Genomic DNA, 24,301 nt, shown 5'->3' on the forward strand with positions numbered 1-24,301 from the left:
TAAAAATACTTCGCTTGATGGAATAAGGTAAAACTATGAATAAGTCACTTACAGCGCTAGGTTTATCTCTAGCATTAGTTGGTACAGCGCATGCTGCAAATTGGGGATATGAGGGTAATCATGGCCCGGAGCATTGGGGGGAATTTGCTTCTGAATGTGCTCAGGGTAAAAACCAGAGCCCAATTGATATTCAGTCTACGGTTCAGGCGGAATTGGCCAAGCTGGAATTAGATTACAATGGTAAAGCTATTTCACTGACAAACAATGGCCATACGCTACAAACGAGTCTAGAAGGCGACAACAACCTGCTTGTTGACGGTAAATCATTTAACCTCAAGCAATTCCACTTCCATACGCCATCAGAAAACCATGTAGACGGTAAATCCTATCCGTTAGAGGCGCATTATGTTCACGCAGATGAGCAAGGTAATCTTGCGGTAGTCGCGGTATTCTTCGAAGAAGGTGAAGCAAACCCAGCGTTGACTAAGCTATTAGATAAAGTCCCAGCAAAAGACAGTAACGTGACGATCAGTGCGCCATTTGATGCCAGTGCCCTGATCCCGAGTGAGAAAGATTACTATCGATTTAATGGCTCTTTGACCACGCCTCCATGCTCGGAAGGGGTGCGTTGGCTAGTGCTTAAAGATCCTCAGACGATTTCAGCAGAACAAATCGCGACATTTGAACAAGCCATGGGTGAAAATAATCGTCCAGTACAGCCATTGAATGCGCGTCTGATTTTAACCAAGCAATAACGGCTGCTAAACCATTATGAAAAAGCCCACTCAATTGAGTGGGCTTCGCTTTATGTAATGTTAAAAGCCATTTTCGTCTTGTTCTGTCTGATTGGCCATTTGAATCGGATCCAACTTAAGCGTTTGAGTTGGAAAGGCAATGTCTGCGTTGTGCTCTTTAATGATAGTGATCACTTGCAGTAAGACATCCTGCTTTACCTCATGGTAGCGCACCCAGTTGACCGTCTTTGTGAAGGTATAGATAAAGAAGTTCAACGACGATGGTCCGAAAGAATCGAAGTTCACGATGAGCGTTTGACGAGCGTCAATGTCTTTGTGAGCCTTCAGCATTTCCTTTATCGCATTGATGAGCTCCGGCACTTTTTCTGCGTCATCATAGCGAAGGCCAATTTTTTCATAAATGCGTCGGTTGAGCATTCGAGACGGGTTTTCCACCACAATGCTACTAAAAACCGAGTTGGGAACGTAAAGCGGGCGTTTATCAAACGTGCGAATAATCGTCATGCGCCACCCGATGCGTTCAACTGTGCCTTCGATCTCTCTGTCGGGAGAGCGAACCCAGTCGCCAACTTTGAAGGGACGGTCGAAATAGATCATCAAACCACCAAAGAAGTTAGACAACAAATCTTTCGCGGCTAAACCCACAATCAAACCACCCACACCACCAAAGGTGAGCAGACCTGACAGAGAAAGGCCAAACGCCTGCATGATCGTCAGAACGCCCAATGTGGCGAAGAACAAGCGAGCCACTTTCGCGATAGCCTGCACCGTCGTTTCGTCGCGTTTTTGGTGTTCGAGTACGTATTCTTCTACATTGGTGATTAGCCTCATCAAGGTCCAGACCAAGATGCTGATGATCAAAATGAGCTTGAGTGTGCTCAGCCAATCTATCTTATCGTTTAGCTCGCTTTCTAAAATAATGCCGAGTGATACGGTGGCGGGCCAACACCAGATGAGTGTACTCACTGGCGCTTTGAGAGCCTCAAGCAACATGTCATCCCAATGGAATGGTGTTTTCTCTACCAGGATGGCTAAACGTGAGCGAATTAATCGCCAAGCGATCCATGCAATAAAACTGGCGAGAGTGATAAATAGAACACTGCTGTTCCATTCTTCACCGTTGGTAAGAATATAGTTTTGAAGATCGATAAACCACTGTGACATAAGTAACTTTATTTCGAATGAGTCTTGGTGAGAAAGGTAGCAGATATTAAACGCTCACCCCAGAAATTTAACAAATATTGTATAGCACCGGCGTTATTGTCAGTAGAGTAAGTAACATTACCTTACAGGGCTTGAACGTTTAATTATAAGTTCTTTGACTTATCGCTAACATTAAGCGGTGGCAAGTGTGAGAGGGTATTGCCACTTAAAATTAGCGGAGGCAGATATGGAATTTAAAGAGCAGGATAGAATTGCGCTCTATAACACTTGGATGTCACAAAAGGCCAAAATGCACATCACTCAAATGGATATGGCGAAGCGCCTCGGTGTGAGCTTACATGAGTTTTCTGGCCTATTACGTGGTAGTTCACCCCTGACATTGGGTTTTGTAAAACAGCTATGCGAGCAGCTACATGTGCGCCCTAGTCAAGTGATTCCGACTCTAAATGAGCGAGAAATGTCTGCTATAGGTTCTGTACAACTGCAAAGCCGAGTAACGGTGGATGGCGATATTAGTAACGTATTTATCGAAGGCAACCAGGTGGTGATCGAATACGTGCATCAAGTGAGCTAGTTTTCGCAGCCCGGTCTCAATCACTATTTGAACGACGACTACGCTCTCCAGCCCTTAGCTAATTAGCTATAAAAAACGAGCCTTTGATGGCTCGTTTTTTATTGATGTATCGGATTAGCTCGGGATTTTCACTAATGAGTCTTGTGAAAGGTCGGCAATCGTTTTAGCACCGGTTAACGTCATCGCTACACGCATTTCTTTGTCGTAAAGGTCAAGCAGGTTCTCTACACCAGTACCACCTTGTGCAGCCAGTGCGTAGACAAAAGAACGACCCAGAAGCGTACAGTCCGCGCCAAGAGCAAGCATGCGAACCACATCCAATCCAGTACGAATACCAGAGTCAGCAAAAATCTTCAGGTCACCTTTAACCGCGTCTGCGATACTTGGCAGCGCTTTAGCGGTAGAAAGCACACCGTCCAGCTGACGACCACCGTGGTTAGATACGACGATACCATCGGCACCAAAGCGTACCGCGTCTTTTGCGTCTTCTTCATCCAGAATGCCTTTAATTACCATTGGGCCATCCCAAAAGTCACGAATCCACTCTAGATCTTTCCAAGAAATTGAAGGGTCAAAGTTTGCGCCTAGCCAACCAATGTAATCTTCTAACTTCGTTGGTTCACCACGGTAAGTGGAAATGTTACCCAGATCGTGAGGTTTACCCAGCATGCCTACATCCAGTGCCCAGCTCGGGTGACGCATCGCCTGAAATACGCGGCGCATTGCAGCATTAGGACCACTCATACCTGAGTGCATGTCGCGGTAGCGTGCGCCTGGTACTGGCATATCTACGGTAAACACAAGCGTCGTCACGCCAGCCGCTTTTGCACGCTCGAGAACGTTTTTCATAAAGCCGCGGTCTTTTAGCACGTATAGCTGGAACCACATTGGGCGTTCAATGGCCGGAGCGACTTCTTCAATCGGACAAACGGAAACCGTAGACATTGTGAAAGGAATGCCTTTTTTCTCTGCTGCTTTTGCTGCCTGCACTTCGCCACGGCGTGCGTACATGCCCGTCAAACCAACAGGAGCAAGTGCGATAGGCATGGCGAGTTTCTCACCAAAGATCTCGGTTTCCAGGCTTAAATCAGCCATATCACGTAGGACGCGTTGACGAAGAGCGACATCACCTAAATCGTCAGTATTGCGCTTCAGAGTACGTTCATCGTAAGAGCCGCCATCAATATAGTGGAATAAAAATGGAGGTAGCTTGGCTTTAGCGGCTGCGCGGTAATCGGTAGAAGCAGATATAATCATAATTGTGTCCTAGCGTTTATTCTAAGCAAAGTTGTGGAGCGTTGTTTCTCATCGCTACGGAGTAGCTGACGACATCAGAATACGGGTTAACAAAGAAGTACAACTATCAGATAGAGTAATTCTAGTAACCAATTTACATAATTGATTGAACAATCAGTCCAATTATTCAATCAGTTATATAAAGTGATTGAAGGTGACACAGCTACTGGGGGAGACTTGCAGGTCAAATAACCTATGCAGGTAGTGTTGCTAATAGCTGTGTCAAAACCGTGCAGGGCGGGAACACCCTGCGCTTTTGTTTACTTCATCAAAGCATCTGTCATGTTGAATCCGTATATCAGTACCAAGCCGATAATGCCCGTCATAACAAGGTAGTAGAACGTTGGGATAACGGTTTTACGTAGCGTTGCACCTTCACGCCCCAGCAGACCTACTGTTGCTGATGCTGCTACTACGTTGTGAATCGCAATCATGTTACCCGCTGCTGCACCTACCGCTTGAAGTGAAACGACAATCACACTTGAGATAGATAGCGTTTGAGCGACTTCAAACTGGAATTGGCTGAACATCATGTTCGATACCGTGTTCGAACCCGCGATGAACGCGCCCAGTGCACCAACCGTTGCACTCAATGCCGGGAATGCAGAGCCAACAAGGTCTGAGGCAAAGTTCGCGGTTGTTACTGGCATACTCGCAAGGTCTGCACCATTAACACCTGAGTTAATGAAGATACGTACCATTGGAATGGTGAATACCAGTACGAAGCCAGCACCAATCAGTGTTTTGCTTGATTCGCCGAATGCTTCACGAAGTGGTTTCGCGCTGCCGCTTTGCAGTAGTGCCGCAAGTAGCGCAACAAACACCAGGATGCCACCAGGCAGGTATAGCGGTTGGATTGCTGCACTAACGCCCGCTTCTCCAAGAATATTGCTGAAAGACAAGCTGATGCTTTGCAGGAAGCTCTTGAATTCCGCGCTTACACGGCTAGCAACAAGAATCACAGCTAACAATACGTAAGGAACCCAAGCCATTACCAGGCTCATTGGCTTACCAGATTTCTCTTGAATGTTGATTTTCAGAGAACCTAACCACTCTGTAGGCCATTTGTCTTCGCTTTCAAAGTCCCATTTAGTTTTTGGTACCAGGAAGCCTTTTTTCGCTGCGGTCACCACAATTGCTAGACCAACAAGGCCACCAATCAGAGACGGGAACTCAGCACCTAAGAATACGCCAGTTAATGCGTAAGGAACCGTAAATGCGATACCAGCAAACAGAGCGAATGGCAGGATATCGAGACCTTCTGTCCAGCTTCTGTTTTTACCGAAGAATCGTGTTAACATCACAGCCATTAACACTGGAATCATAGTACCAACAACCGCGTGGATAACCGCTACGTGAGCAGTAATGTCCTGTAGGTATGCTTCCCATGAAGAACCTTGTGTTACCAATGTCTCGGTAATGTTATGTGAATCCAGTCCTTTATTGACACCGACAATGATCGGCGTGCCTACAGCACCAAATGACACAGGTGTAGACTGAATCATCATGCCCATTAGCACCGCTGCCATTGCAGGGAAGCCAATCGCAACGAGTAGCGGCGCAGCAATCGCAGCAGGCGTACCGAAACCAGATGCCCCTTCGATGAACGAGCCAAAACACCATGCAATGATGATAGTTTGAACACGACGGTCGGCAGAGATATCGGTAAAGCCGTTACGGATAGTTGTGATCGCTCCAGTGTGTTTTAAAGTGTTGAGCAAGAAGATGGCGCCAAACACAATCCAGAGAACAGATACGGTAATTCCTAGGCCCTGGAATACGGATGCCAGTACGCGAGTAGCTGACATATCCCAAAACATTAGGGCGATAGCGACGGTAAGACCGAACGCAACAGGCATAGCTTTTTTAGCAGGCCAGTTGAGACCAACCAATAAAATGGCGGCCACAACAATTGGCGAAAACGCCACGAGGGCAAGTAGGGTTTCACTCATTTGTACATCCTTCGTTCGCAGACTTTTTTGAACGGTATGTTTCCGTTGTAGAGGCGACTTTTTGTTGTAATGGTTTTGTTAATTTGGCGTGAATCTACTCCTTTATTTTTTTTAGATATAGGGAAATAATGAAAATAATTAATTCCAAAAGTGACATAATCAAATGAGAGCAGACGACTTAATCCTATTTTCTCAGGTAATGGAACTGGGTAGTTTTAGTAAGGTTGCAGAAGCAAATAACCTTACAAATTCGGTAGTTAGTAAAAGAATCGCCAGATTGGAAGAAGAAATCGGCGCGCAGCTATTATATCGAACAACACGTAAATTGACCCTGACGGAAGCGGGGAAGGTGTTATTACATAGTGCTAAAAATGTGAAGCAAGCCACTCAGGAGGCTATGGATGCAGTTGCAGGGTTTGGAGAGAATGTAAGCGGACATATTAAGATGTCTGTGCCATCTATTTCTGGAGACTTGATTCTTGCTGATGCAGTAGCCGAATTTTGTAACCTTCATCCGGGCTTAACCGTCGACATGTCGCTCGATAATCGCTTCGTTGACCTTGTGGCTGATGGTTATGATCTCGTGATTCGAACGGGGTATCTTGAAGACTCCAGCTTAATTGCAAGGCATATTCTCGACTCTCAATGGGTGGTGTGTGCTTCTCCTTCTTATATAGCCAAAAATGGCAAACCAGTAGAACCGATTGATTTGACGCGTCATAACTGTTTTCAATATGCCTATCAAACCACAGGTGCTTCCGATTGGGAGTTTAAGAGTGATGAAGGCAATTACATTGTTAAAGTGTCGGGCAGTTTTTCTACTGATAACGCCACCGCGCTTCGCAAAGCGGCGCTGGGTGGCCATGGTATCGCCTACGTACCAAGGTGCTTGGTGTATCACGATATTCGTAATGGCCAGCTGGTGGATATTTTTCCTGAATTGGTTGGCAAAAAACTGGGCATTTATGCGGTGTATCCATTTACTCGCCAGCCACCGAATAAAGTAAAATTATTAATTGAGCACATCCGTGATCGCTACTTAACGATTTCACACTATTTTTAGCGGCTTGGACTTCATGCCGTCTTCGATGCAAATTGCGTGTTAAGTATCAATTTAATAAATGTTTCAATCTTTTAGTTGAAATCAAACGTTAGCGCCCTAAGGTATGTGTTGAGAATTAGTCTCAATTAAAACTAAAACAAAATTAAAGTGGAGTAACACGGACGTTATGCATTACCCAAAAACTCGCAAAGATTCTGTCGTGGACAGCTACTTCGGACACGATATCGCCGATCCTTATCGCTGGTTAGAAGATGATCGTAGTGAAGAAACGGCAAACTGGGTCTCAAGCCAAAACGCAGTGACTTTTGATTTACTGGGTCAGATCCCTTATCGCCAGAAAATTCGCGATCTGGTCGCTAGCAGCCAAAACTATGAGAAATACTCACAGCCATTTGTGCGCGGTGATTACACCTATTTTTATAAAAATGATGGTTTGCAAAACCAAAGCGTACTTTACCGTCGCAAAGGAGAGGGTGAGGCAGAAGTATTTTTAGATCCTAATACTTTTTCTGAAGAGGGGACCACTTCTCTTGGTGAAGTGAGCTTTTCAAAAGACAACCGTTTAGTCGCGTATTCTATCTCTGAAGGTGGCAGTGACTGGCGTAAGATCTTTGTTATTGATGCGGAATCCAAAGCACAGTTGGAGCCTGAAATTGTCGACGCGAAATTTACCTCCATTTCCTGGTTGGGCAGCAAAGGTTTCTACTATTCCAGCTACGATAAGCCAGAAGGCAGCGAACTATCAGCGCGTACTGAGCAGCATAAACTTTACTATCATGAGCTAGGGACTTCACAATCTGAAGATAAAGTCGTGTTTGGCGCATTGGACTCTCAGACACATCGCTATGTATTCGCTACGACGACAACGGATGATCGCTACTTAATTATCTCTGGCGCGGAATCAACCTCTGGCAACCGCTTGTTTTATATCGACCTGAACTCAGCAGCACAAGAGATTGTGACGTTACGCGAAACTACACAAGGCGATACGCACCTTATTGATAATCAAGATGCAACTCTGCTGTTTTACACCAACCTTGATGCGCCAAATGGCAAAGTCGTCAGTTACAACACGCAAACCTCACAATGGGTAGAGGTTATTGCAGAGCAAGAGCAGCCGTTAGAAGTGGGTAAAGGCGGTGGCTATCTGTTTGCTACTTACATGGTTGATGTTCTGTCGAAAGTACAGCAGTACAACTACCAAGGTGAATGGATTCGTGATGTTGAATTACCGAGCGAAGGCACGGCATATGGTTTAGCAGGGAAGAAAGAAGAAACTACGCTTTACTACACTTTCACCAATTACGTCACTCCGCCGACGATTTTCTCTTTTGATGTGGAAACTGGTGAATCACAGCTTTATCAAGAATCTAAAGCGCCATTTGATCGCAATGACTATGAGTCGAAGCAGGTTTTCTACACCTCAAAAGACGGTACACAAGTACCGATGATCATCTCCTATAAAAAAGGCACCAAGTTCGACGGTACTGCGCCGACCATGCTTTACGGTTATGGTGGTTTTAATATCAGCCTGACGCCAATGTTCTCTGGTAATGTAGCCAACTGGCTCGAGTTAGGGGGCATTTATGCCGTAGCGAATATGCGAGGCGGTGGTGAATATGGAAAGGCATGGCACAATGCCGGAACCCAGTTGCAAAAGCAGAACGTGTTTGACGACTTTATCGCTGCAGCTGAATATTTGATCGAGAACGACTACACAAGTTCAGAACGCTTGGTGATTCGTGGTGGTTCGAATGGCGGGTTGTTGGTCGGTGCGTGTATGACTCAACGTCCAGAGCTGTTCAAAGTGGCACTGCCTGCTGTGGGAGTGCTTGATATGCTTCGATACCATACATTCACTTCTGGAGAAGGCTGGAAGTACGACTTTGGTACGTCTGCACAAAGTGAAGAGATGTTCCAGTATCTGCTTGGTTACTCGCCTGTACATAATGTGAAAGAGGGCGTGCAATACCCTGCAACGCTGGTGACCACTGCCGATCATGATGATCGTGTGGTGCCTGCTCACTCCTACAAATTCATTGCCGAGCTGCAAGATAAACATCAGGGCGAAAATCCGGTATTGATTCGAATCGATGTGAATGCAGGACATGGTGCGGGCATGCCGCTCAGTAAACAAATCGATCTTACAACCGATATCTATGCGTTCACCCTATACAATATGGGCATTGAGTCTGTGTAACGACCGATGAGTTAGAAGAATAAAAAATGCCGCGACAGAATCGCGGCATTTTTCATGGTTGGGGGAACTCAAGTCATACTGTTAACAGTATATTGAATCAGATTGACTAAGTCTGACTCGTTGAACCAACCAGTCTCGGCGGCCAAACCGAAAGGCAGCTATGCCCATTTTCAGTAATTCAAAAGTTTTCTTGCCAATTTAGCATCGCTTCAGAATCAGGGGGCTGAGGCTTAATTATAGAGACGCATATTGGCTGATTCGCCAGATATCATTGCCTGCAAATGCAAAAATTGTTCGTGTGCATGAGTCACGTGTTGTAATTCAATCATCCATTCCGCGTTACGTTGCGCGGTACAAAATGCTGCCATGTGTGCAAGTAAGTCTTCACTTTGCTGCGCAAGCAGGTGACTTAAGCGCTCAATCAGATCATGGCTTTCCAATTGTAAGAACTGAAATAATGCATAAGTTTGGTTGAGTGCTGAAAAAGCTGCACGTTGCGAACCGAGTCTATTGAGAATCTCTGACTGTGCCACGCTAGCATCACGTAGTCCGCTAATAAGACAAATAAATTGGCAGGGTTTGGTTTGTTCGTTTTCTAACGCTGAGTGGATGTGATTGGGTAAATGATTGAGTACATCTTCATATAAACGATGCGCTTCAGGCCAGTGACCCTGTTGTATTAATTGCCCAGCTTTCATGTAGCGCATCCAGCATTGCTCGATATCCATGTCCAACTCCCCAAATTAGATTGAATATGATATTAAATGAAAATGGTTATCAATTGCAAGTGTGTATTGTTGTCATTTTTTGTGGTTTAGTTGCTCATAAAGTGTTCGGTTAGACCGCGATGTAATGTAAATCACTTAAAATTAAACAAATAATCTCTACACTCAATTGAACACAATAAGAAAAAGGAAGCGGATATGGCAATACTAAGGCTAGAACCTAAGCAGTTGTATTCTGTAGCTGATCTAGAGAATATGCCATGTAAGTCTACCAAGGAATTACCTCCTATTGATGAAATCGTGGGGCAGGAGCGCGCTCAAAAGGCAGTTGAGTTTGCGATGTCAATCAAGGAGAAAGGGTACAATATTTACGCAATCGGTCAGAATGGTCTGGGTAAACGTACCATGATTTTGCGTTACTTAAATCGTCATCAACACGATGTAGAAGCGTTATTTGATTGGTGTTATGTCGCGAATTTTGAAGACACTCGCACACCTAAAGTATTGAAATTGCCTTGTGGTATCGGTAATAAGTTACGAGTTGATATTGAAGCCTTAATGGGCAAGCTGCTCAATGCATTACCATTGGCATTTGATAACGAAATGTACTTTAGCCGCGCTGATCGTTTAAAAAACCAACTAGCTAACAAGCAACAAAATGAGTTGGATCGTATTAGCAAAGAAGCGAAAGATAAAGGCATTAGCCTGACGATCACAACACAAGGTGACTACCAGTTCGTCGCGATGGATGGTGATGAGCTGCATACCGAAGAGTCGTTTGATGCACTGAGCAAAAAAGAGCAAGAACAATTCAGCGATGCCATTGATGAGTTGGAAGTGGCTTTGCGCTCTATGGTACGTGAACTCACCGAGTGGGAAGAAACGTTTAGTGATAAAATCAAAAAGCTCAATGATGAAGTGACACTGGATGTGATTACTCACTTCATTAAAACGCTTAAGGTTGATTACTCTGAATATCCAGAGATCAAAACTTATCTTACAGAGCTACAAAAAGACATTGTCGAGAACGCCGATATCTTTCTTGACCAAAGTGGTGAACAAGGCGAAATAGCGACCGCGTCTTTAGATAAGAAGTTACCTCGTCGCTACAAAGTGAATGTACTGGTCAGTCGTTGTAACAGTGATTTCCCAATTGTGGTCGAAGAGAACCCTAATTATCACTCGCTATTTGGTTCAATTGAAACGGCAACGTTTAAAGGCACCGTGTTTACCGATTTCTCGCTCATCCGGGCAGGTAGTTTGCACAAAGCCAATGGCGGCGTCCTTTTGATGGATGCACAGAAAGTGCTGGAGCAGCCTTATGTATGGGATGGCCTAAAGCGTGCGATTCGATCGCGTCAGTTAAGCTTTACCTCACTAGAGAAAGAAGTAACGTTAACCGGTGCGGTTTCACTCGATCCAGAGCCGATTCCGTTAGATATCAAAATAATCCTGTTTGGTGATTACCGAACTTATCAGTTGTTACAGCACTACGATCCAGAATTTAGCGAGCTATTTCGGGTTACGGCCGATTTTGAAGATGAAATGAGCCGAACGCCTGAGTCTGAGCTGCACTATGCACGCTTTATTTCTAGTGTCGTCCACGATAACAACATGCTGCACTGCGACAAGAAAGCCATTGCCCGTATTATCGAATACAGCTCACGTTTGTCTGGGGACCAGTCCAAGCTGTCGCTGCATTCTGCCAACATTGCTAACTTGCTCCGAGAATCAAACTACGTTGCTCGTCAGGCCAACTCCAACATGATTCGAACCGGGCATGTACAAGAAGCGCTGAAGAATCAAGAAATGCGTGTGAGCCGTTTGCGTGACAGTGTGATGGAGTCCTATGTCAATGGTACCACGCTGATACGCACTGAAGGTTCAGCAGTCGGGCAAGTTAATGCATTGTCGGTGTTGAGTACCAGCGATTATATGTTTGGTGCACCAAACCGCATTACCGCGACCACTTGCTATGGTGACGGTGAGGTGATTGATATTGAACGCAGTGTTGATCTCGGTGGTAGCATTCACTCCAAAGGGGTCATGATTTTATCGGCGTATTTGTCGTCTGTGTTTGGTAAAAATGCACGTGTTCCGCTTACGACTACGATTACCTTTGAGCAGTCTTACGGCGGGGTCGATGGAGACAGTGCCAGTATGGCCGAGCTGTGTGCGGTTGCTTCTGCGTTTTCAAAACAGCCAAACCGTCAGGATATCGCCATCACAGGCTCGATGAACCAGTTTGGTGAAGCGCAACCTATTGGCGGTGTAAACGAAAAGATTGAAGGCTTTTATGACGTGTGTGTCATTAAAGGTCGTCATAGCGGTCAAGGGGTAATCATTCCGGCGTCGAATGCTCATAACCTGATGTTGCGATCCGATATCGTCACAGCGGTAGAAAAAGGCGAGTTTCATATTTGGGCGATAGACCATGTCACCGAAGCGATTGAACTGTTTACCGGAAAAGTGGCCGGAGAACCAACAGAAGAAGGCTCTTATCCGATCGATACGATTTTTGGTATCGCTCAAGCTAAGCTTAATGCATTGAGAAAGTAGACCAAATCTCGCGGAAAAGAGATTCAGTATCTGACTGAATTAAAAAACAAAAAGGCACATTCAGTGCCTTTTTCTATTCTTGTGTTGTAAGAAAAACGATGAGACAAATGCTGAACTACTTTAATTTCAGTTTGGTTCCGTCAAATTTGAGATTGCTCAGTAAGCGCTTTGCATTGGATTTGCCTACGTCATCAAATTCCACGCCGTAACGGGAGTAATGAGTCGATTTTTGCAGGTTACAAATGCGGCCATTGAGTGGGGCTAGCATGCGGCTATCCTCCGGCATATTTACATCTAACGAAATGAGGTCACCAATCTGCAGCGGACGACTGATCGGAGACGTCACGAAACGGCAGCCGCTTCGGGAAATGTCTCTTATCTCACACTCGTTGCGATGTGTTTCGAAGCGTACATGAGCTTTCAAATTGACTTCGTAACGAACTTCTTTCCTAAGCTGATACACTTGCATCGTATTTGGCAGGTTGAGAACCAATAATGGATAAGGTTCACCCAAGCGATGCTGGATTTGCGCTCTAAAAGGAATAATGGCGCCTTCACCACGCTGAGAGTACGCTTTAATGTTGATCCAGAACCCTTCTTGAAAGTAGAACTTGAGATCTTCTTCCGAAATATTTGGTAGCTCTACCAACGCAGTATGGTTGGAGTGACAGCCAATAAAGGTGCTGGTGGTTATAAACTTAGTTCCTACGGGCGTCGTCACGTTTAAAGAAACTTCGCTTCCGTGTTCCACCATTGCCATTGCATCGGTGCTGTTGAGTATTGTCGCCTGACGTTCTGGTTCCCTCTTACTTTGAGAAGGTCGTTTGCCATCTCCGGCACTAATTATCATATTTCTCATTATTATGGTCGAACCTGAAAAGGGACTGATATGAAATGACTGGGCTTCCTAGCGTGGTATTGATTTTATTCAGTGATATAGTTCGATTCAATAAGTTAACCGAAAATAAGGAAGTAAGTTATGCAAAAAGTGACGCACGACAGTGAAAGTGGCATCTTTTGGGTTGAACTTGAGCAAGGCTTTAGCGCTAAAGTTGTGTATCAACTGCAAGATGGCGCAATGCATATCACGTCGACCGTGGTTCCTGAAGAACTAAGAGGTAAGGGTTGCGGAAAGGTGATGATGGAAGCCGTACTGCCAGAAATTGAATCATTGGGCTACAAAATCGTCCCGGTTTGTCCTTATGTCGGGCACTATATTGATAAAAATAAGCAGTGGGCACATCTTTTGGCGTAGGGGGACAAATGATCAACCCTCTCTATGTGAACATTGGCAATGAGCTAGATCTGGGTAATCTTGCTTCAGTCGAAGTGATTCAGTCACTTTGGGGAGGTTACGGTGAACTGGTGCGAGTGAAGTTCTCTAAGCGCTCAATCATTGTAAAACATGTGACACTTCCTAAACCATCTGAGCACCCAAGAGGCTGGAATACCGATCGCTCCCATCAACGTAAACTGCACTCTTATCAGGTTGAGGTCAGTTGGTATGAACACTTTAGCCAATCTGTCGACGAACATTGTCGGATACCCAAAGGGTTAAAATGCTTTCAAACGGACAATGAATGGTTGATCGTTATGGAAGATCTCGCCGAAGCGGGGTTCACCAAAGTGATGGCTCAAGCGTCCAAAAAACATTTACGGGCTTGTCTTTCTTGGTTGGCGCATTTTCATGCCCGCTATATCGGGGTTTACCACCATCAGCTATGGGATATTGGAACGTATTGGCATTTGGCAACGAGGCCAGATGAACTGGACGCGTTAGAAGATAAAGCGTTAAAACAAGTTGCTTCGTTAATTGATAGCACACTTACCTGCGCAAAATATCAAACTATTGTTCATGGCGATGCTAAATTAGCCAACTTTTGTTTTGATGACACAGAGTCATTGGTCGCCGCAGTTGATTTTCAATATGTTGGCCATGGCTGTGCGATGAAGGACGTGGCGCTGTTTATGAGCAGTGCGGTCGAGCCAGATGCGTGTTCAGAAATGGAAAGGTGGGTTCTTGATATCTACTTCGCAGAACTTAGGCATGCTCTTCAAATCTACCAGCCGCAGCTTGATGCAAAAGCGGTCGAGCGAGAGTGGCGTCCGTTGTTTCCTGTCGCCTGGGCTGACTTTCAGCGTTTTGTAAAAGGCTGGAGCCCAAAGCATTGGAAAATTAATCCCTACACTGAAGCGCTGACCGCGAGAGCGATTGCTTATCTGAAAGGCCAATCTGAATGAAAAAGCCTCCATGTGGAGGCTGAATTCTAATTCTTACTGGGTCTTATGCGTGCCATGTAATAGGTATTGATGAACTCACCATCGCGGAAGGAACCATCAATTGCTTCGCCTTCGATCTCGAAGCCATGCTCTTTGTAGAGGCCGATGGCTGCGTCGTTGTCGGCGTTCACCTCTATTTGAATGCGTCTCACATTGAGCCAGTTATCGGCTAACTCTGTCACTGTCTCAATCAACTTACTGCCGACACCAAGGCCGTGAAAACGGTCATGAACACCAATACCAAAAGAAGCCGTATGTGACGTTCTTGGACGTTGTGAGTGATGAAAGCCGATATTGCCGACCACTTTGCCATCAACTTCAGCGACATAGCTGTAAACGCCAGCAGGCATGTTAGATAACCTTTCCACCCACATGGCAACAGACGGGTTAGGGAGCTGCAGGGTTTCACGTTGCGCTTTAGGCTGGGAATAGATTTCAACGAGCGCTGCTGCGTCTTCAACCATGGTTGGACGTACGATTATTTCCATGCTTCTCTCCTATGTATTTGTTTTACCTTAATCTAACCACTGTTTTGGTTTTTGAATAGCATTTTTTAGAATTTAGTGAATTTATACGTTTAAAATTAGTGGCTTATGTTAGTGGTGTTTTGAGTTTATATAGTGTTTTAGGGCAGAAAATACCGACAAGATTGAAAATGTGTTGGATTTTTATACTGAAACTTTACGCGTTTATAGGCAATTGTGGTGAATTCGTTTTTAGTGGAGAAAGAGGGTTTTCAAACTGTGAAGTGGGTAGCCGCCTAGAGTTGATTTGAATCAAGAGAGGTTGGAGTTACCTCTTATGTGGTATGGGGAAGACGTACGTTTCGGGCTATTTATGCTTAACTTGATAAAGGAGCTTCTTTGAGGAAACGTGATGAAATCTTTCCCGTCAAAAATGTCCCAAAGTCGTCGCCGATTTTTGCGTGATACTGCTCGAACAGCAATGGGCGTTGGTGCTGCAGCCTGTGTATTGGGGCTACAGTCTTTGCAAAGTCAAGCTCGCGAAACCAAAGGGGTCCCAATCCGGCCACCGGGTGCTCTGCCAGAGGGCGACTTTGAATCTGCCTGCATACGTTGTGGGTTGTGCGTACAAGCATGCCCATACGATACGTTAAAGCTTGCCACGTTACTGTCTCCAGTCGCTACTGGCTCACCGTATTTTACTGCACGCGACATACCCTGCGAAATGTGTGATGACATTCCGTGTGTGGTCGCGTGTCCGAGTGGGGCTCTCGATCCTGAATTAACCAACATTGATGATGCCCGCATGGGAACCGCCATCCTCATCGATCACGAAACGTGCCTTAATTGGCAAGGCTTACGTTGTGATGTTTGCTATCGAGTCTGTCCTCTTATTGACGAGGCGATTACTCTAGAAAAAATTCACAACGACCGCACAGGCTACCACGCTAAGCTGATCCCAACCGTTAATTCTGAGGTCTGTACAGGTTGTGGTAAATGTGAGCAGGCATGTGTACTGGATGTTTCTGCAATTAAGGTTGTGCCTACGGACTTAGCTAAAGGTAAAGTGGGCAGCCATTACAACTTCGGTTGGCAGGAAATAGATAAACCTTTAGAGAACGTGCTTCCAGAAGAGAACCCTGTACCGACAGGTGCACTTGAGTCTCTAAAAGGAGGTAAGTAATGGCTAAAAACTTAGCTCAAGATGCAGGCAAAGAGGCAATAGAAAAGTTTGGCTGGTGGCGAGCACACCGATTCCTAATCTTACGCAGGCTTTGCCAACTTACCATTATTGCGCTGTTTATGGCTGGGCCAACGCTAGGCGTTTTTTCGGGTAATCTTTCCTCTAGCATGTTGCTCGATACGGTTCCCATGAGCGATCCGCTGATCGTATTGCAGGCATTGGCTACTGGGCATGTACCGGAGTTTAAGGTCTTGTTAGGGGTAGCCATCGTTATTGTGTTTTATGCGATTCTTGCGCCACGAGCATTTTGCGCATGGGTTTGTCCTTTGAATGTGGTGACAGACTTCGCTGCTTGGCTGCGGCGAAAACTGAATATTAAAGCGAGTTATCGCTGGTCTCCATCACTGCGCTACTGGTTAATTCCAGTTTTGATGTTAGGCAGTGCATTATCAGGTACGATTCTCTGGACATGGATAGACCCGGTGGCCGCTTTGCACCGAGGGCTTGTGTTTGGCATGGGAGCGGGTTGGGTTTTAGTTGGGCTCGTTTTTGTTCTGGATCTACTGCTGGTAGAACATGGGTGGTGTGGTCACCTGTGTCCTTTAGGAGCAACCTACGGTGTCATCGGCAGAAAGAGTATTCTCAGAGTTACCGCTGTACGACGAGAAGCTTGCACCAAATGCATGGATTGTTTTTACGTCTGCCCAGAACCAGAGGTTTTGAGGTTACCGTTAAAAGAAGGAGATCGCCGGGTGATGGATCAAAACTGCATCAGCTGCGGACGTTGTTTGGATGTGTGCCCAGAACACGTCTTTGAATTTAAAAATCGCCTGAGCGTAAAGAATATCGATTAAGCGTTATTTTACTTTTGCGTCAAATTAGAATGATATTGCGAATTTGTTACATTTAGGGCTATGATGATGCCTTCATATCTAAAGGATGCATCATGAATACCTCTTCTCAAGGCTGGAGAACACCGCAAAACTTCTTATTGCTTATCTCCATTATTGTGCCTATCGCCTTTTCAACTTGGATGGCGCTGCTCAACAATTTCGTTATTGAAAAAGCAAACTTTGATGGCTCAGACATCGGTTTGTTACAAAGTGTACGTGAAGTGCCGGGCTTTTTGTCGTTTACCGCCGTATTTGTGCTGCTGTTTATTCGCGAGCAACGCTTCATGCTGGTCTCTCTGGCCATGCTGACATTAGGCACGGCAATAACAGGTTATTTTCCCACTCTGTACGGTTTACTTTTTACGACCTTGTTAATGTCCACTGGATTCCATTATTTCGAAACGTTGAAACAGTCTCTCTCGTTACAGTGGTTGTCTAAAGACGAAGCCCCAGAAATGCTTGGTAAGTTCATTTCGGTAGGTGCTCTTGCCTCTCTGGTTACCTATGGCGCGTTGTGGGTGATGCTAGAGCAACTTAAACTGGATTTTCAAACGGTTTATATGGTGATGGGTGGGATAGGCTTTGTGCTTATCTTGGTGATGGCATTTACTTTCCCTCAGTTTAAATCTACAGTACCGCAGAACAAGAAGTTGGTATTGCGTAAACGCTATTGGCTCTACTACGCGCTGACGTTTATGAGTGGGGCTCGTCGCCAGATCTTCACCGTTTTTGCAGGGTTCTTAATGGTGGAGAAGTTCGGTTATTCAGCGGCGGATATCACCTTACTGTTCTTGATTAACTACTTATTTAACTTCCTGTTTGCTAAACGAATTGGTCGGTTTATTGGTGTTGTCGGAGAGCGTAAGGCGTTGATGTTTGAATACGTCGGTTTGATCTTTGTGTTTGTTGGCTACGGATTAGTTCAAACTGCGGAATGGGCAGCAGCGCTATACGTGGTTGATCATCTGTTCTTCGCTTTGGCACTAGCGATTAAAACGTACTTCCAAAAGATAGCTGATCCGGCGGATATGGCATCGACGGCGGGCGTAGCATTCACCATCAACCATATTGCTGCGGTTGTCATTCCAGTTACGTTTGGTGTTATCTGGCTGGTTTCACCTTCAAGTGTTTTCTACATTGGTGCTGGTATGGCGGCAGTGAGTTTGTTGTTTTCGCTCAACATTCCTGCCAAGCCAGAAGAAGGCAATGAAACTCGTGTGCTGAGATGGAGTTAAGATTTATTAAGTCATCTGCTCACGATGATCTGATTTAACAATGGGATGCACTGGCATCCCATTTTTGTGTCCGAATAGAACGATATAAAGCTTAGTGCTAGTGTGATTAAGTCTCTGTTAGCTTGTCGCTGCCCTTATTGCGTTTAGCTATAGTTCGGATGATGAAGTAGCCAATAATAGAAATAAGTACCGTGTTGCCTGTGGCGATGATGAGCATCTGCGTTAGGACTTTATTAAAAGGTTCAGCATAAAAGATGGTGTCAAGATAGGCTGAGCAGCCATAGCCCAGAATATTACCAATCAGTGCGAGTACCACGAAAAGTATAACGTCTTGCCTGTCGAAGCCTCCGTCGTCTAAGCGGTGACGAGTCAGGTAGGGGAAGAGCCCCATAATCAGACCGACAACGCCAGAACCCGCCACCCAAGTTAACCATAAGCCCCAACCCGCGAACTGATCCGTGATCCAGTGGCCGATAATGCCCACCAAAAAACCGACAATGGGGCCGAATAACACCGAGTACACGGCTAATATCGCCATGGCTGGTTTTAGGGTTGTGTTAGCAAAGACAGGGACGCCAAACATAGGAAGGCCGCCGATACCGTAGAGTAAAGCGCCGCTAGCGATAACGATGAGAGTTTTGCCGAAAAGATTCATAGATAGCCTCTGCTTAATAGTCAGCGTTGAATATCGTTCACTTACATTACTTTGAATTATCGATAATTTTGCTGTTTATTACAGCTTAGCAGTAACCCAATTGATTGGGCTTTGGACGAGGTCGGTTTGAAAACAGTGTGTGATAAAACTCACGTATACGAAGGGTGCAGAAATAAAAAAGGAGCGGATATCCGCCCCTTTGTGAGTATGTAGCAAAGTCCATGTATTAATGGTCTAAGTACAGATAGTTTTGCCAGCTCTTCATGCGGATAAGTACTTTACGCATGATAGAAACGTGGTGGAAGCTGTCTGAATAAACCGCGACTTCAACAGCTGTACCCATCGGAAGATGGAACTCACTCAAGTCATCGGTAATTTTGAGTTTGACAAACACTCGTCCACTCGTACGAAGTGCGTCTGTGCCTAATAGAGACCCACGTGCCTGGAATTGGCTTTCACCGATTGCTGGGATAACTTCAACCACTTCACCACGGAATACTCGGCCTGGGATCGCACGGAACATGAATTCAGCTTCAAAGCCAGGCTCTAGTCGTTGTAGCGAGTTTTGTCGGAAGGCCGCTGTGTAAAACTGGGTGGCTTCTGTATGAACAAAGGTCATTGCCGGAGCCAGTGGTAGAGGTACCGCCATCACGCCAGGACGTAAAGCAAGTTGGGTCACGTAGCCGTCGGTCGGAGCGCGAACCACCGTTTGATCTAAATTGAACTCGGCTTTGCGTAATTCGGCAAGCAATTGAGCAACTTGGGTATTCTCTCCGCCTACTTCTGAATCTAGCGCAATTTGGGCTTGTTCTCTTTGTTGCAATGCGACTTCTAGCGTGGCTTCTGCCGCTTTATAAGCCTGACGACGAGTATCTAGGTCTTGTTCGGTAAATGCGCCGCGATCAAACCCTCGTTGGTAGCGGTCGAACTCTCGCTTCGCTTTATCTCGCTCTGCTTGCGCCTTGATAATGCCTGCCTGTGCCTCTTGAACCCCAGATTCTAAACCTAAAGCCCCTTGGCTCGCTTCTTTTACTTTTGCTTCAAGACGCGCAACTTCGGCCTCAAAAGGTGTCGGATCGATTCTAAATAGTATATCGCCCGTCTTTAATGGTTCGTTTGGTTGTACCGGCACTTCGATTACACGGCCACGAACACCAGAAACGATAGGTGTGGTTGGGTAGATCTGATTACCTATCTGTGTAAAGGGATGGTTGTAGTTCATAAGAAGCACGAGCGTGCCTATCAGTACAACGCCACCAAGGACAGCGGTTGGAACCGACCATTTGTTAAGAGGGATCTTAAAAATTTTGAAAATCGCGATACAAAAGGCTGTGTAAGTCAGGATCAACAATAAATCCATTATTTTTCCTCTTTACTTAGGTCAGCGGTAGGATTTTGCTGAGTTTGTTTCTTTAATACTGATACTTCATTTTTTAGCTCGTTTACTTCGTCAATGAGCTCTTCAAGACGATGATGAATATCGTGTGTTTCTTGTTCCAGTTGTTTAAAGCCCCAGCCTCGCTCTTTGCGCCATAATGTTGCCCAAATCCACAGGAAAGGCCACAAAGCGTGAAGTGTGAACAAACTTACCCAGCCAGCGTAATGAATCGCATCTTGATGTGGGTGTTCACGTTCTTTAGCAATTTCATAGGGAATATCGTGAATGACGATGATTCCGTAGAAAATAACCAAAGCAACGAAAATGAGTATCCCAAGTGCAAAATAGTCTAGAAACATCTTATTTACCCGTGCTTGTTGCTATATGAAAAAAGTTACGTAAATGAGTTGCTTAAGTATTTGATACAATTATAAATGAATCAAGTATTTTTGACGGTTATGCTCCGCTACTTCCAAGATGCTTTGTTCTGTCTCAAATAGTGCACATTGAGAGACAAAGTAGTTTAAAGTTTTGTCCCATTACATAGGGATTGCAATCATCAATTGTCTGGAAGAATTACAGCCTTTTGATACGGCGGCTGTTTAAAACAACTTGGCCCCTTAATAGTTAAGTAATAGACCTATATGGGAAGGAATGGAAACGAATTGCAGTACTTAGGAGAAGCCGCAGAGAAAATTACTGCTGCTATGCTGGCGATTACTTAAACGTTAACCGTTCTGTCGCTCAAAAGCTTGGGATCATTTATAACTCGGTACAAACTTGGTTGCGGCCATTGGCTTTCGCGCGGTAAAGCGCTTTATCGGCACGGTAAAAAGTACGCTGTGTATTTTCACCCTCTCGGTGAACAGTAATACCGATAGAAACCGTGAGGCCGCGCTCACCTAAAATATCACGCCAGTTGTAGTGATAAATTTGCTCCCGGTAATGGTCTGCGTGGATCTCGGCATGTTCTAGTTTGTCGTTTTCAAGTATGACGAGAAACTCTTCACCACCAAAGCGGATGCATGAAGCGCCTGAAAAGTTAAAGTAGTTGGATAAATGTGTTGAAACGCTCTGGATTGCTTTGTCACCGACTAAATGGCTCAGTTCATCATTGATGGATTTGAAGTGGTCAATATCAATCACCATGAGAGCAAAAGCTGTATCGCGAAGCAGCAAGTCTTTCAGTTTCACTTCTAACCAGCGGCGATTGTGTAACGACGTTAATGGGTCGGTAAAAACATCCTGCTGCAATTGAGCAACGGTATTCTTGTGTTGTTTTGTTGTCTCTTTGAGCTCTTTGTTTTCGATCTCTGACAAGATAAGTTTGAGCTGTAATTCAAAGCGATCCAGACGATGTAACTGAGCAGAACCTAGCTCACTTATAGGTATTTGCCTAACCAGTTCAGACTCAATATTAAATGCATGTTTTTCGCAATCAAGTGCGAGCTCAAACTGACCTTGAGAAGCACTAATGTTACTCATCATATTATAAAATGTGCGGGCAAGCATCGCGGAAGAGTGTTTCTTTATACGCTTTTCCACTGAACCCATAATTAGGTTTGCTAACGCCGTATTACCTTTTCCATTGAGACAGCAAGCTGTCTCCATTTTGACCATCGCAGACAACCAAAACGTTGTGGAGCTGCCCGAAGTATACTGGACACTAGAAAGTGCAAGTAAAGCGTTTGAATAGTCATGGTTCAATTGATGCAGTTTGGCTCGGTAAAGGTGAATTTGACCAGCGAGGTTTTTATCGCTGACCAGAATACTGAGCTCTTCACATTCAGTGAGTAGCTCCATAGCATCATCTGTGTATTTTAGACTGATGTAACACGCGAGCATGTATAGCTTGTAGCGTAAACGCAAGGAACGGCTGCTGATCGCATGGTCTATTGCCTCGATTTTTTTATAAAAACGCAGCGCACGTTCGTGATCCCCATAGGCATCACACAAGTTACCCATACCGACTATCGCTAATACATACTCGTCTATAAAACCGTAATCAACCGCGATATTGGTTGATTTAATATACTCGATCATCGCTGAATCATAATCACCGACATCAACCAGATGTTCACATAAACTCGACTTTACCGACAAAATATCTTCAGCATTCTCAGGTAGGGTGAGATGTTCCAAGGCTTGTCTGAGCTCGGCAATACTGTCGCTTAGCTGTCTTATCTCTTGGCGATACTCTGCACTGATAATATAACAATGTGCTTTTTCGAGAGGGTTTTCGGCGATGTGATCTCGAATATGTTTCCACAGTGCTATCGCATCTTCACCAGTCACCGATGAAGGGTCAATGCCAGCCTGAGTCACTTTATTAAGCAATTGTTCCATTTTTCATTACCTCTATGTGGCTTTCTTCCAATTGCTCTAATGTGAACGGGAAAGTCAGAATATCTTGTAAATATAGGGTGGGCGTTGGTCCTTTCAGACCTCGTCTCTCCCATGGGTAAATGTTCATCATGGACTGGACCGTTTTATATAGCGATTCGGCGGCCTGACCTTTGTCCGCTATTAACATGGCGAGCCTGTCAGTAGAAAGCCGGGATACTAAATCGGTTGGTGCTGTTAAAGAGTGAACGAGTTCAGTACAGGCATCCAAAAAAGCCGGATTGGCGTGATGAATCATGATAATCGCGTGATTCGACTGTGTAAGTTCACTTTTGAACAGAACGAGTTGCTCCCACCAGTAGGTTTCAGAGACAACGTTAGAAAGATTCTTTTCAGGATCGTATTCATGTTGAGAACGAATATGATTGATCAGTTTACGAGCGCGCTGTTCAAGTTTGCGCTTGGAGCTGTGCGCTTTATCCTGACTGAGTTGATGCCTTTGATCTTTTATCGTTTGAAGCGAGTGTTTCCGGTATTTTTGGAAAGCGTGGAATGCGGCTTCAAACTGACCTTGTTCTTCTGCAACGAGTGATTGCTGGTAGCAAATCTGACTAAGTAACTCACCCTTATCAAAATGCCGGGCGGACTCTTCGGCGGCAATTAACAATCTTGTCGCATTTTCGGTATTGTTATGCAGAAGTTCCAGACGAGCTCTGCTAATGGACGAATGGGCTTTCATCCAGGTCAGATCATGCTCCATAGCTATCTGATGCGCTTTTTTCGTTGCAACTTCTGCGGCGTCTAATCTCTCTAACCCAAGTAAAGCCAGCCCTTTGAAGTCCCATATTTCTGCATGCCAAGTCGAGTCTTGATGATCTTTTAGCACTTCGGCTGCGCCATCAAGCACAGTTAACATCTTGACGTAATCCTTCTGCAGGTAGTAATCCCATGCTAGTAAGATACGGGCTTTTCCTTCCAGGCTGGAGATACGGACATTGTTCGCCACTTTTACGGCTAGCTCATGCGTTGATGTGGCAAGTTTGTGTTGATTGGTGATACGCCAAACGTTACCGAGCCCAATCAGAGATTCAAGTTGGACTTCGATGTTATTGTTCAGGACGGACTGTTCGAGTGCGTTAATCCAGTATTTCTGAGCTGAGAAATATTTGGCTTGCCCCCAGTACTGAAGCGCAAAGGTGTGAAGAATCTCTGGAAGGTGGTCGTCGTTTTCAAGCCGGCTCTGCTTATCGTAAGCGGTCTTTATAAGCTTAAGCCCTTGACGATAATCCATAGCACACCAGCAACAGTGTGACATGATAAGTAAGGCTTGGATTTCGCCTTCGCTAAACAGCATTTGTTCTGCGGTAACACGAAATTGCTCAGCTTTACGCAGAGTGGATTTGGGTTGAGAACTAACTTGCTCTTTAAGCAGTGCTAGCTCACATGCTAGCTGAGTTTTGCTTCTATCCAACGTTTACATCCATGACCATCGAGCAGGAATTTACACCTTAACTTTATCGCTAGGTGCGCATTTCATTACGAGAGCAGATCAAGTACTACTTCATAAATCATCAGGAGATCT

Annotated in this window: 21 protein-coding genes; 10 read left to right on the forward strand and 11 right to left on the reverse strand. The window is 45.1% G+C overall.

All coding sequences use genetic code 11. From position 1 onward, the window contains the following. Positions 1-35 precede the first annotated feature (35 nt). The gene (locus tag VER99_RS19485; RefSeq protein ID WP_020333437.1) at positions 36-755 is read left to right on the forward strand and encodes a carbonic anhydrase; all 720 of its coding nucleotides are present in this window, start codon (positions 36-38) and stop codon (positions 753-755) included. A 60-nt stretch (positions 756-815) separates the two neighbouring features. On the opposite strand, the gene VER99_RS19490 is transcribed toward VER99_RS19485, so the two are convergent. Beyond that, complete coding sequence (locus tag VER99_RS19490; RefSeq protein WP_020333436.1) at positions 816-1,919, reverse strand: mechanosensitive ion channel family protein; 1,104 nt, start codon at positions 1,917-1,919, stop codon at positions 816-818. 226 nt (positions 1,920-2,145) lie between these two features. On the opposite strand from VER99_RS19490, the gene VER99_RS19495 reads away from it, so the two are divergent. Further along, a complete protein-coding gene (locus VER99_RS19495; RefSeq protein WP_014234940.1) occupies positions 2,146-2,493 on the forward strand; it encodes a helix-turn-helix domain-containing protein in 348 nt (115 codons plus the stop codon). Positions 2,494-2,607: 114 nt separating this feature from the next. On the opposite strand, the gene lldD is transcribed toward VER99_RS19495, so the two are convergent. Beyond that, the gene (lldD, locus tag VER99_RS19500; protein ID WP_014234939.1) at positions 2,608-3,750 is read right to left on the reverse strand and encodes an FMN-dependent L-lactate dehydrogenase LldD; all 1,143 of its coding nucleotides are present in this window, start codon (positions 3,748-3,750) and stop codon (positions 2,608-2,610) included. A 299-nt stretch (positions 3,751-4,049) separates the two neighbouring features. Beyond that, positions 4,050-5,741 (reverse strand): L-lactate permease, encoded by a 1,692-nt coding sequence (locus VER99_RS19505; RefSeq protein ID WP_020333435.1) that lies wholly within the window; start codon positions 5,739-5,741, stop codon positions 4,050-4,052. A gap of 163 nt (positions 5,742-5,904) precedes the next feature. On the opposite strand from VER99_RS19505, the gene VER99_RS19510 reads away from it, so the two are divergent. Together VER99_RS19510 and VER99_RS19515 are read left to right on the forward strand one after the other, a co-directional pair. Further along, entirely contained in the window at positions 5,905-6,804 is a 900-nt protein-coding gene (locus tag VER99_RS19510; protein WP_014234937.1) for a LysR family transcriptional regulator, read from the forward strand. A 166-nt stretch (positions 6,805-6,970) separates the two neighbouring features. Further along, positions 6,971-9,004, forward strand: a complete 2,034-nt coding sequence (locus VER99_RS19515; RefSeq protein ID WP_020333434.1) for a prolyl oligopeptidase family serine peptidase — start codon at positions 6,971-6,973, stop codon at positions 9,002-9,004. Positions 9,005-9,234: 230 nt separating this feature from the next. Here VER99_RS19515 and VER99_RS19520 read toward each other — a convergent pair whose 3' ends face one another. Beyond that, positions 9,235-9,732, reverse strand: coding sequence for a hypothetical protein (locus tag VER99_RS19520; RefSeq protein ID WP_020333433.1), 498 nt, complete (start codon positions 9,730-9,732; stop codon positions 9,235-9,237). A 195-nt stretch (positions 9,733-9,927) separates the two neighbouring features. Here VER99_RS19520 and VER99_RS19525 point away from each other — a divergent pair, with 195 nt between their 5' ends. Next, entirely contained in the window at positions 9,928-12,288 is a 2,361-nt protein-coding gene (locus tag VER99_RS19525) for a Lon protease family protein (protein ID WP_020333431.1), read from the forward strand. Between the two features lie 115 nt (positions 12,289-12,403). On the opposite strand, the gene VER99_RS19530 is transcribed toward VER99_RS19525, so the two are convergent. Beyond that, positions 12,404-13,138 carry a flagellar brake protein gene (locus tag VER99_RS19530; protein ID WP_020333430.1) on the reverse strand — a complete coding sequence of 245 codons (735 nt, stop codon included), beginning with the start codon at positions 13,136-13,138 and terminating at the stop codon, positions 12,404-12,406. A 129-nt stretch (positions 13,139-13,267) separates the two neighbouring features. Between VER99_RS19530 and VER99_RS19535 the strand changes: the two genes are divergently transcribed. Next, positions 13,268-13,543, forward strand: coding sequence for a GNAT family N-acetyltransferase (locus tag VER99_RS19535; RefSeq protein ID WP_020333428.1), 276 nt, complete (start codon positions 13,268-13,270; stop codon positions 13,541-13,543). 8 nt (positions 13,544-13,551) lie between these two features. After that, the gene (locus tag VER99_RS19540) at positions 13,552-14,529 is read left to right on the forward strand and encodes a phosphotransferase (protein ID WP_020333427.1); all 978 of its coding nucleotides are present in this window, start codon (positions 13,552-13,554) and stop codon (positions 14,527-14,529) included. 26 nt (positions 14,530-14,555) lie between these two features. Here VER99_RS19540 and VER99_RS19545 read toward each other — a convergent pair whose 3' ends face one another. After that, positions 14,556-15,056: a GNAT family N-acetyltransferase gene (locus tag VER99_RS19545; RefSeq protein ID WP_020333426.1), complete on the reverse strand. Its 501-nt coding sequence runs from the start codon at positions 15,054-15,056 to the stop codon at positions 14,556-14,558. A gap of 388 nt (positions 15,057-15,444) precedes the next feature. Here VER99_RS19545 and napG point away from each other — a divergent pair, with 388 nt between their 5' ends. The 3 genes from napG to VER99_RS19560 all read left to right on the forward strand — a co-directional run bounded on the left by napG (position 15,445) and on the right by VER99_RS19560 (position 18,343). Continuing rightward, positions 15,445-16,215: a ferredoxin-type protein NapG gene (gene napG, locus VER99_RS19550; protein ID WP_020333425.1), complete on the forward strand. Its 771-nt coding sequence runs from the start codon at positions 15,445-15,447 to the stop codon at positions 16,213-16,215. Then, on the forward strand, positions 16,215-17,069 hold the full coding sequence (napH, locus tag VER99_RS19555) for a quinol dehydrogenase ferredoxin subunit NapH (protein WP_020333424.1): 855 nt from the start codon (positions 16,215-16,217) through the stop codon (positions 17,067-17,069). The genes napG and napH overlap by 1 nt, the downstream gene beginning before the upstream one ends. A gap of 92 nt (positions 17,070-17,161) precedes the next feature. Further along, positions 17,162-18,343 carry an MFS transporter gene (locus tag VER99_RS19560; protein ID WP_020333423.1) on the forward strand — a complete coding sequence of 394 codons (1,182 nt, stop codon included), beginning with the start codon at positions 17,162-17,164 and terminating at the stop codon, positions 18,341-18,343. Between the two features lie 106 nt (positions 18,344-18,449). Here VER99_RS19560 and VER99_RS19565 read toward each other — a convergent pair whose 3' ends face one another. The 5 genes from VER99_RS19565 to VER99_RS19585 form a co-directional block, all read right to left on the reverse strand. Next, positions 18,450-18,998 (reverse strand): ECF-type riboflavin transporter substrate-binding protein, encoded by a 549-nt coding sequence (locus tag VER99_RS19565; protein ID WP_014234926.1) that lies wholly within the window; start codon positions 18,996-18,998, stop codon positions 18,450-18,452. A 226-nt stretch (positions 18,999-19,224) separates the two neighbouring features. Next, positions 19,225-20,358 carry an HlyD family secretion protein gene (locus VER99_RS19570; RefSeq protein WP_020333422.1) on the reverse strand — a complete coding sequence of 378 codons (1,134 nt, stop codon included), beginning with the start codon at positions 20,356-20,358 and terminating at the stop codon, positions 19,225-19,227. Beyond that, complete coding sequence (locus tag VER99_RS19575) at positions 20,358-20,735, reverse strand: DUF3302 domain-containing protein (protein ID WP_014234924.1); 378 nt, start codon at positions 20,733-20,735, stop codon at positions 20,358-20,360. Before VER99_RS19575 ends, VER99_RS19570 begins: the two co-directional genes overlap by 1 nt. Before the next feature lie 403 nt (positions 20,736-21,138). After that, positions 21,139-22,722: a GGDEF domain-containing protein gene (locus VER99_RS19580; protein ID WP_020333421.1), complete on the reverse strand. Its 1,584-nt coding sequence runs from the start codon at positions 22,720-22,722 to the stop codon at positions 21,139-21,141. Then, positions 22,706-24,190 carry a hypothetical protein gene (locus VER99_RS19585; RefSeq protein WP_020333420.1) on the reverse strand — a complete coding sequence of 495 codons (1,485 nt, stop codon included), beginning with the start codon at positions 24,188-24,190 and terminating at the stop codon, positions 22,706-22,708. Before VER99_RS19585 ends, VER99_RS19580 begins: the two co-directional genes overlap by 17 nt. Positions 24,191-24,301: the final 111 nt, after the last annotated feature.

This window comes from Vibrio natriegens NBRC 15636 = ATCC 14048 = DSM 759, from assembly GCF_035621455.1.
In the GTDB taxonomy this organism is placed as follows: Bacteria; Pseudomonadota; Gammaproteobacteria; order Enterobacterales; family Vibrionaceae; genus Vibrio; species Vibrio natriegens.

Excerpts from the sequence above, each read along its gene's own strand:
- VER99_RS19485 (WP_020333437.1), top strand. The coding sequence starts at position 36 with ATGAATAAGTCACTTACAGCGCTAGGTTTATCTCTAGCATTAGTTGGT.
- VER99_RS19490 (WP_020333436.1), bottom strand. The coding sequence starts at position 1,919 with ATGTCACAGTGGTTTATCGATCTTCAAAACTATATTCTTACCAACGGT.
- VER99_RS19495 (WP_014234940.1), top strand. The coding sequence starts at position 2,146 with ATGGAATTTAAAGAGCAGGATAGAATTGCGCTCTATAACACTTGGATG.
- lldD (WP_014234939.1), bottom strand. The coding sequence starts at position 3,750 with ATGATTATATCTGCTTCTACCGATTACCGCGCAGCCGCTAAAGCCAAG.
- VER99_RS19505 (WP_020333435.1), bottom strand. The coding sequence starts at position 5,741 with ATGAGTGAAACCCTACTTGCCCTCGTGGCGTTTTCGCCAATTGTTGTG.
- VER99_RS19510 (WP_014234937.1), top strand. The coding sequence starts at position 5,905 with ATGAGAGCAGACGACTTAATCCTATTTTCTCAGGTAATGGAACTGGGT.
- VER99_RS19515 (WP_020333434.1), top strand. The coding sequence starts at position 6,971 with ATGCATTACCCAAAAACTCGCAAAGATTCTGTCGTGGACAGCTACTTC.
- VER99_RS19520 (WP_020333433.1), bottom strand. The coding sequence starts at position 9,732 with ATGGATATCGAGCAATGCTGGATGCGCTACATGAAAGCTGGGCAATTA.
- VER99_RS19525 (WP_020333431.1), top strand. The coding sequence starts at position 9,928 with ATGGCAATACTAAGGCTAGAACCTAAGCAGTTGTATTCTGTAGCTGAT.
- VER99_RS19530 (WP_020333430.1), bottom strand. The coding sequence starts at position 13,138 with ATGATAATTAGTGCCGGAGATGGCAAACGACCTTCTCAAAGTAAGAGG.
- VER99_RS19535 (WP_020333428.1), top strand. The coding sequence starts at position 13,268 with ATGCAAAAAGTGACGCACGACAGTGAAAGTGGCATCTTTTGGGTTGAA.
- VER99_RS19540 (WP_020333427.1), top strand. The coding sequence starts at position 13,552 with ATGATCAACCCTCTCTATGTGAACATTGGCAATGAGCTAGATCTGGGT.
- VER99_RS19545 (WP_020333426.1), bottom strand. The coding sequence starts at position 15,056 with ATGGAAATAATCGTACGTCCAACCATGGTTGAAGACGCAGCAGCGCTC.
- napG (WP_020333425.1), top strand. The coding sequence starts at position 15,445 with ATGAAATCTTTCCCGTCAAAAATGTCCCAAAGTCGTCGCCGATTTTTG.
- napH (WP_020333424.1), top strand. The coding sequence starts at position 16,215 with ATGGCTAAAAACTTAGCTCAAGATGCAGGCAAAGAGGCAATAGAAAAG.
- VER99_RS19560 (WP_020333423.1), top strand. The coding sequence starts at position 17,162 with ATGAATACCTCTTCTCAAGGCTGGAGAACACCGCAAAACTTCTTATTG.
- VER99_RS19565 (WP_014234926.1), bottom strand. The coding sequence starts at position 18,998 with ATGAATCTTTTCGGCAAAACTCTCATCGTTATCGCTAGCGGCGCTTTA.
- VER99_RS19570 (WP_020333422.1), bottom strand. The coding sequence starts at position 20,358 with ATGGATTTATTGTTGATCCTGACTTACACAGCCTTTTGTATCGCGATT.
- VER99_RS19575 (WP_014234924.1), bottom strand. The coding sequence starts at position 20,735 with ATGTTTCTAGACTATTTTGCACTTGGGATACTCATTTTCGTTGCTTTG.
- VER99_RS19580 (WP_020333421.1), bottom strand. The coding sequence starts at position 22,722 with ATGGAACAATTGCTTAATAAAGTGACTCAGGCTGGCATTGACCCTTCA.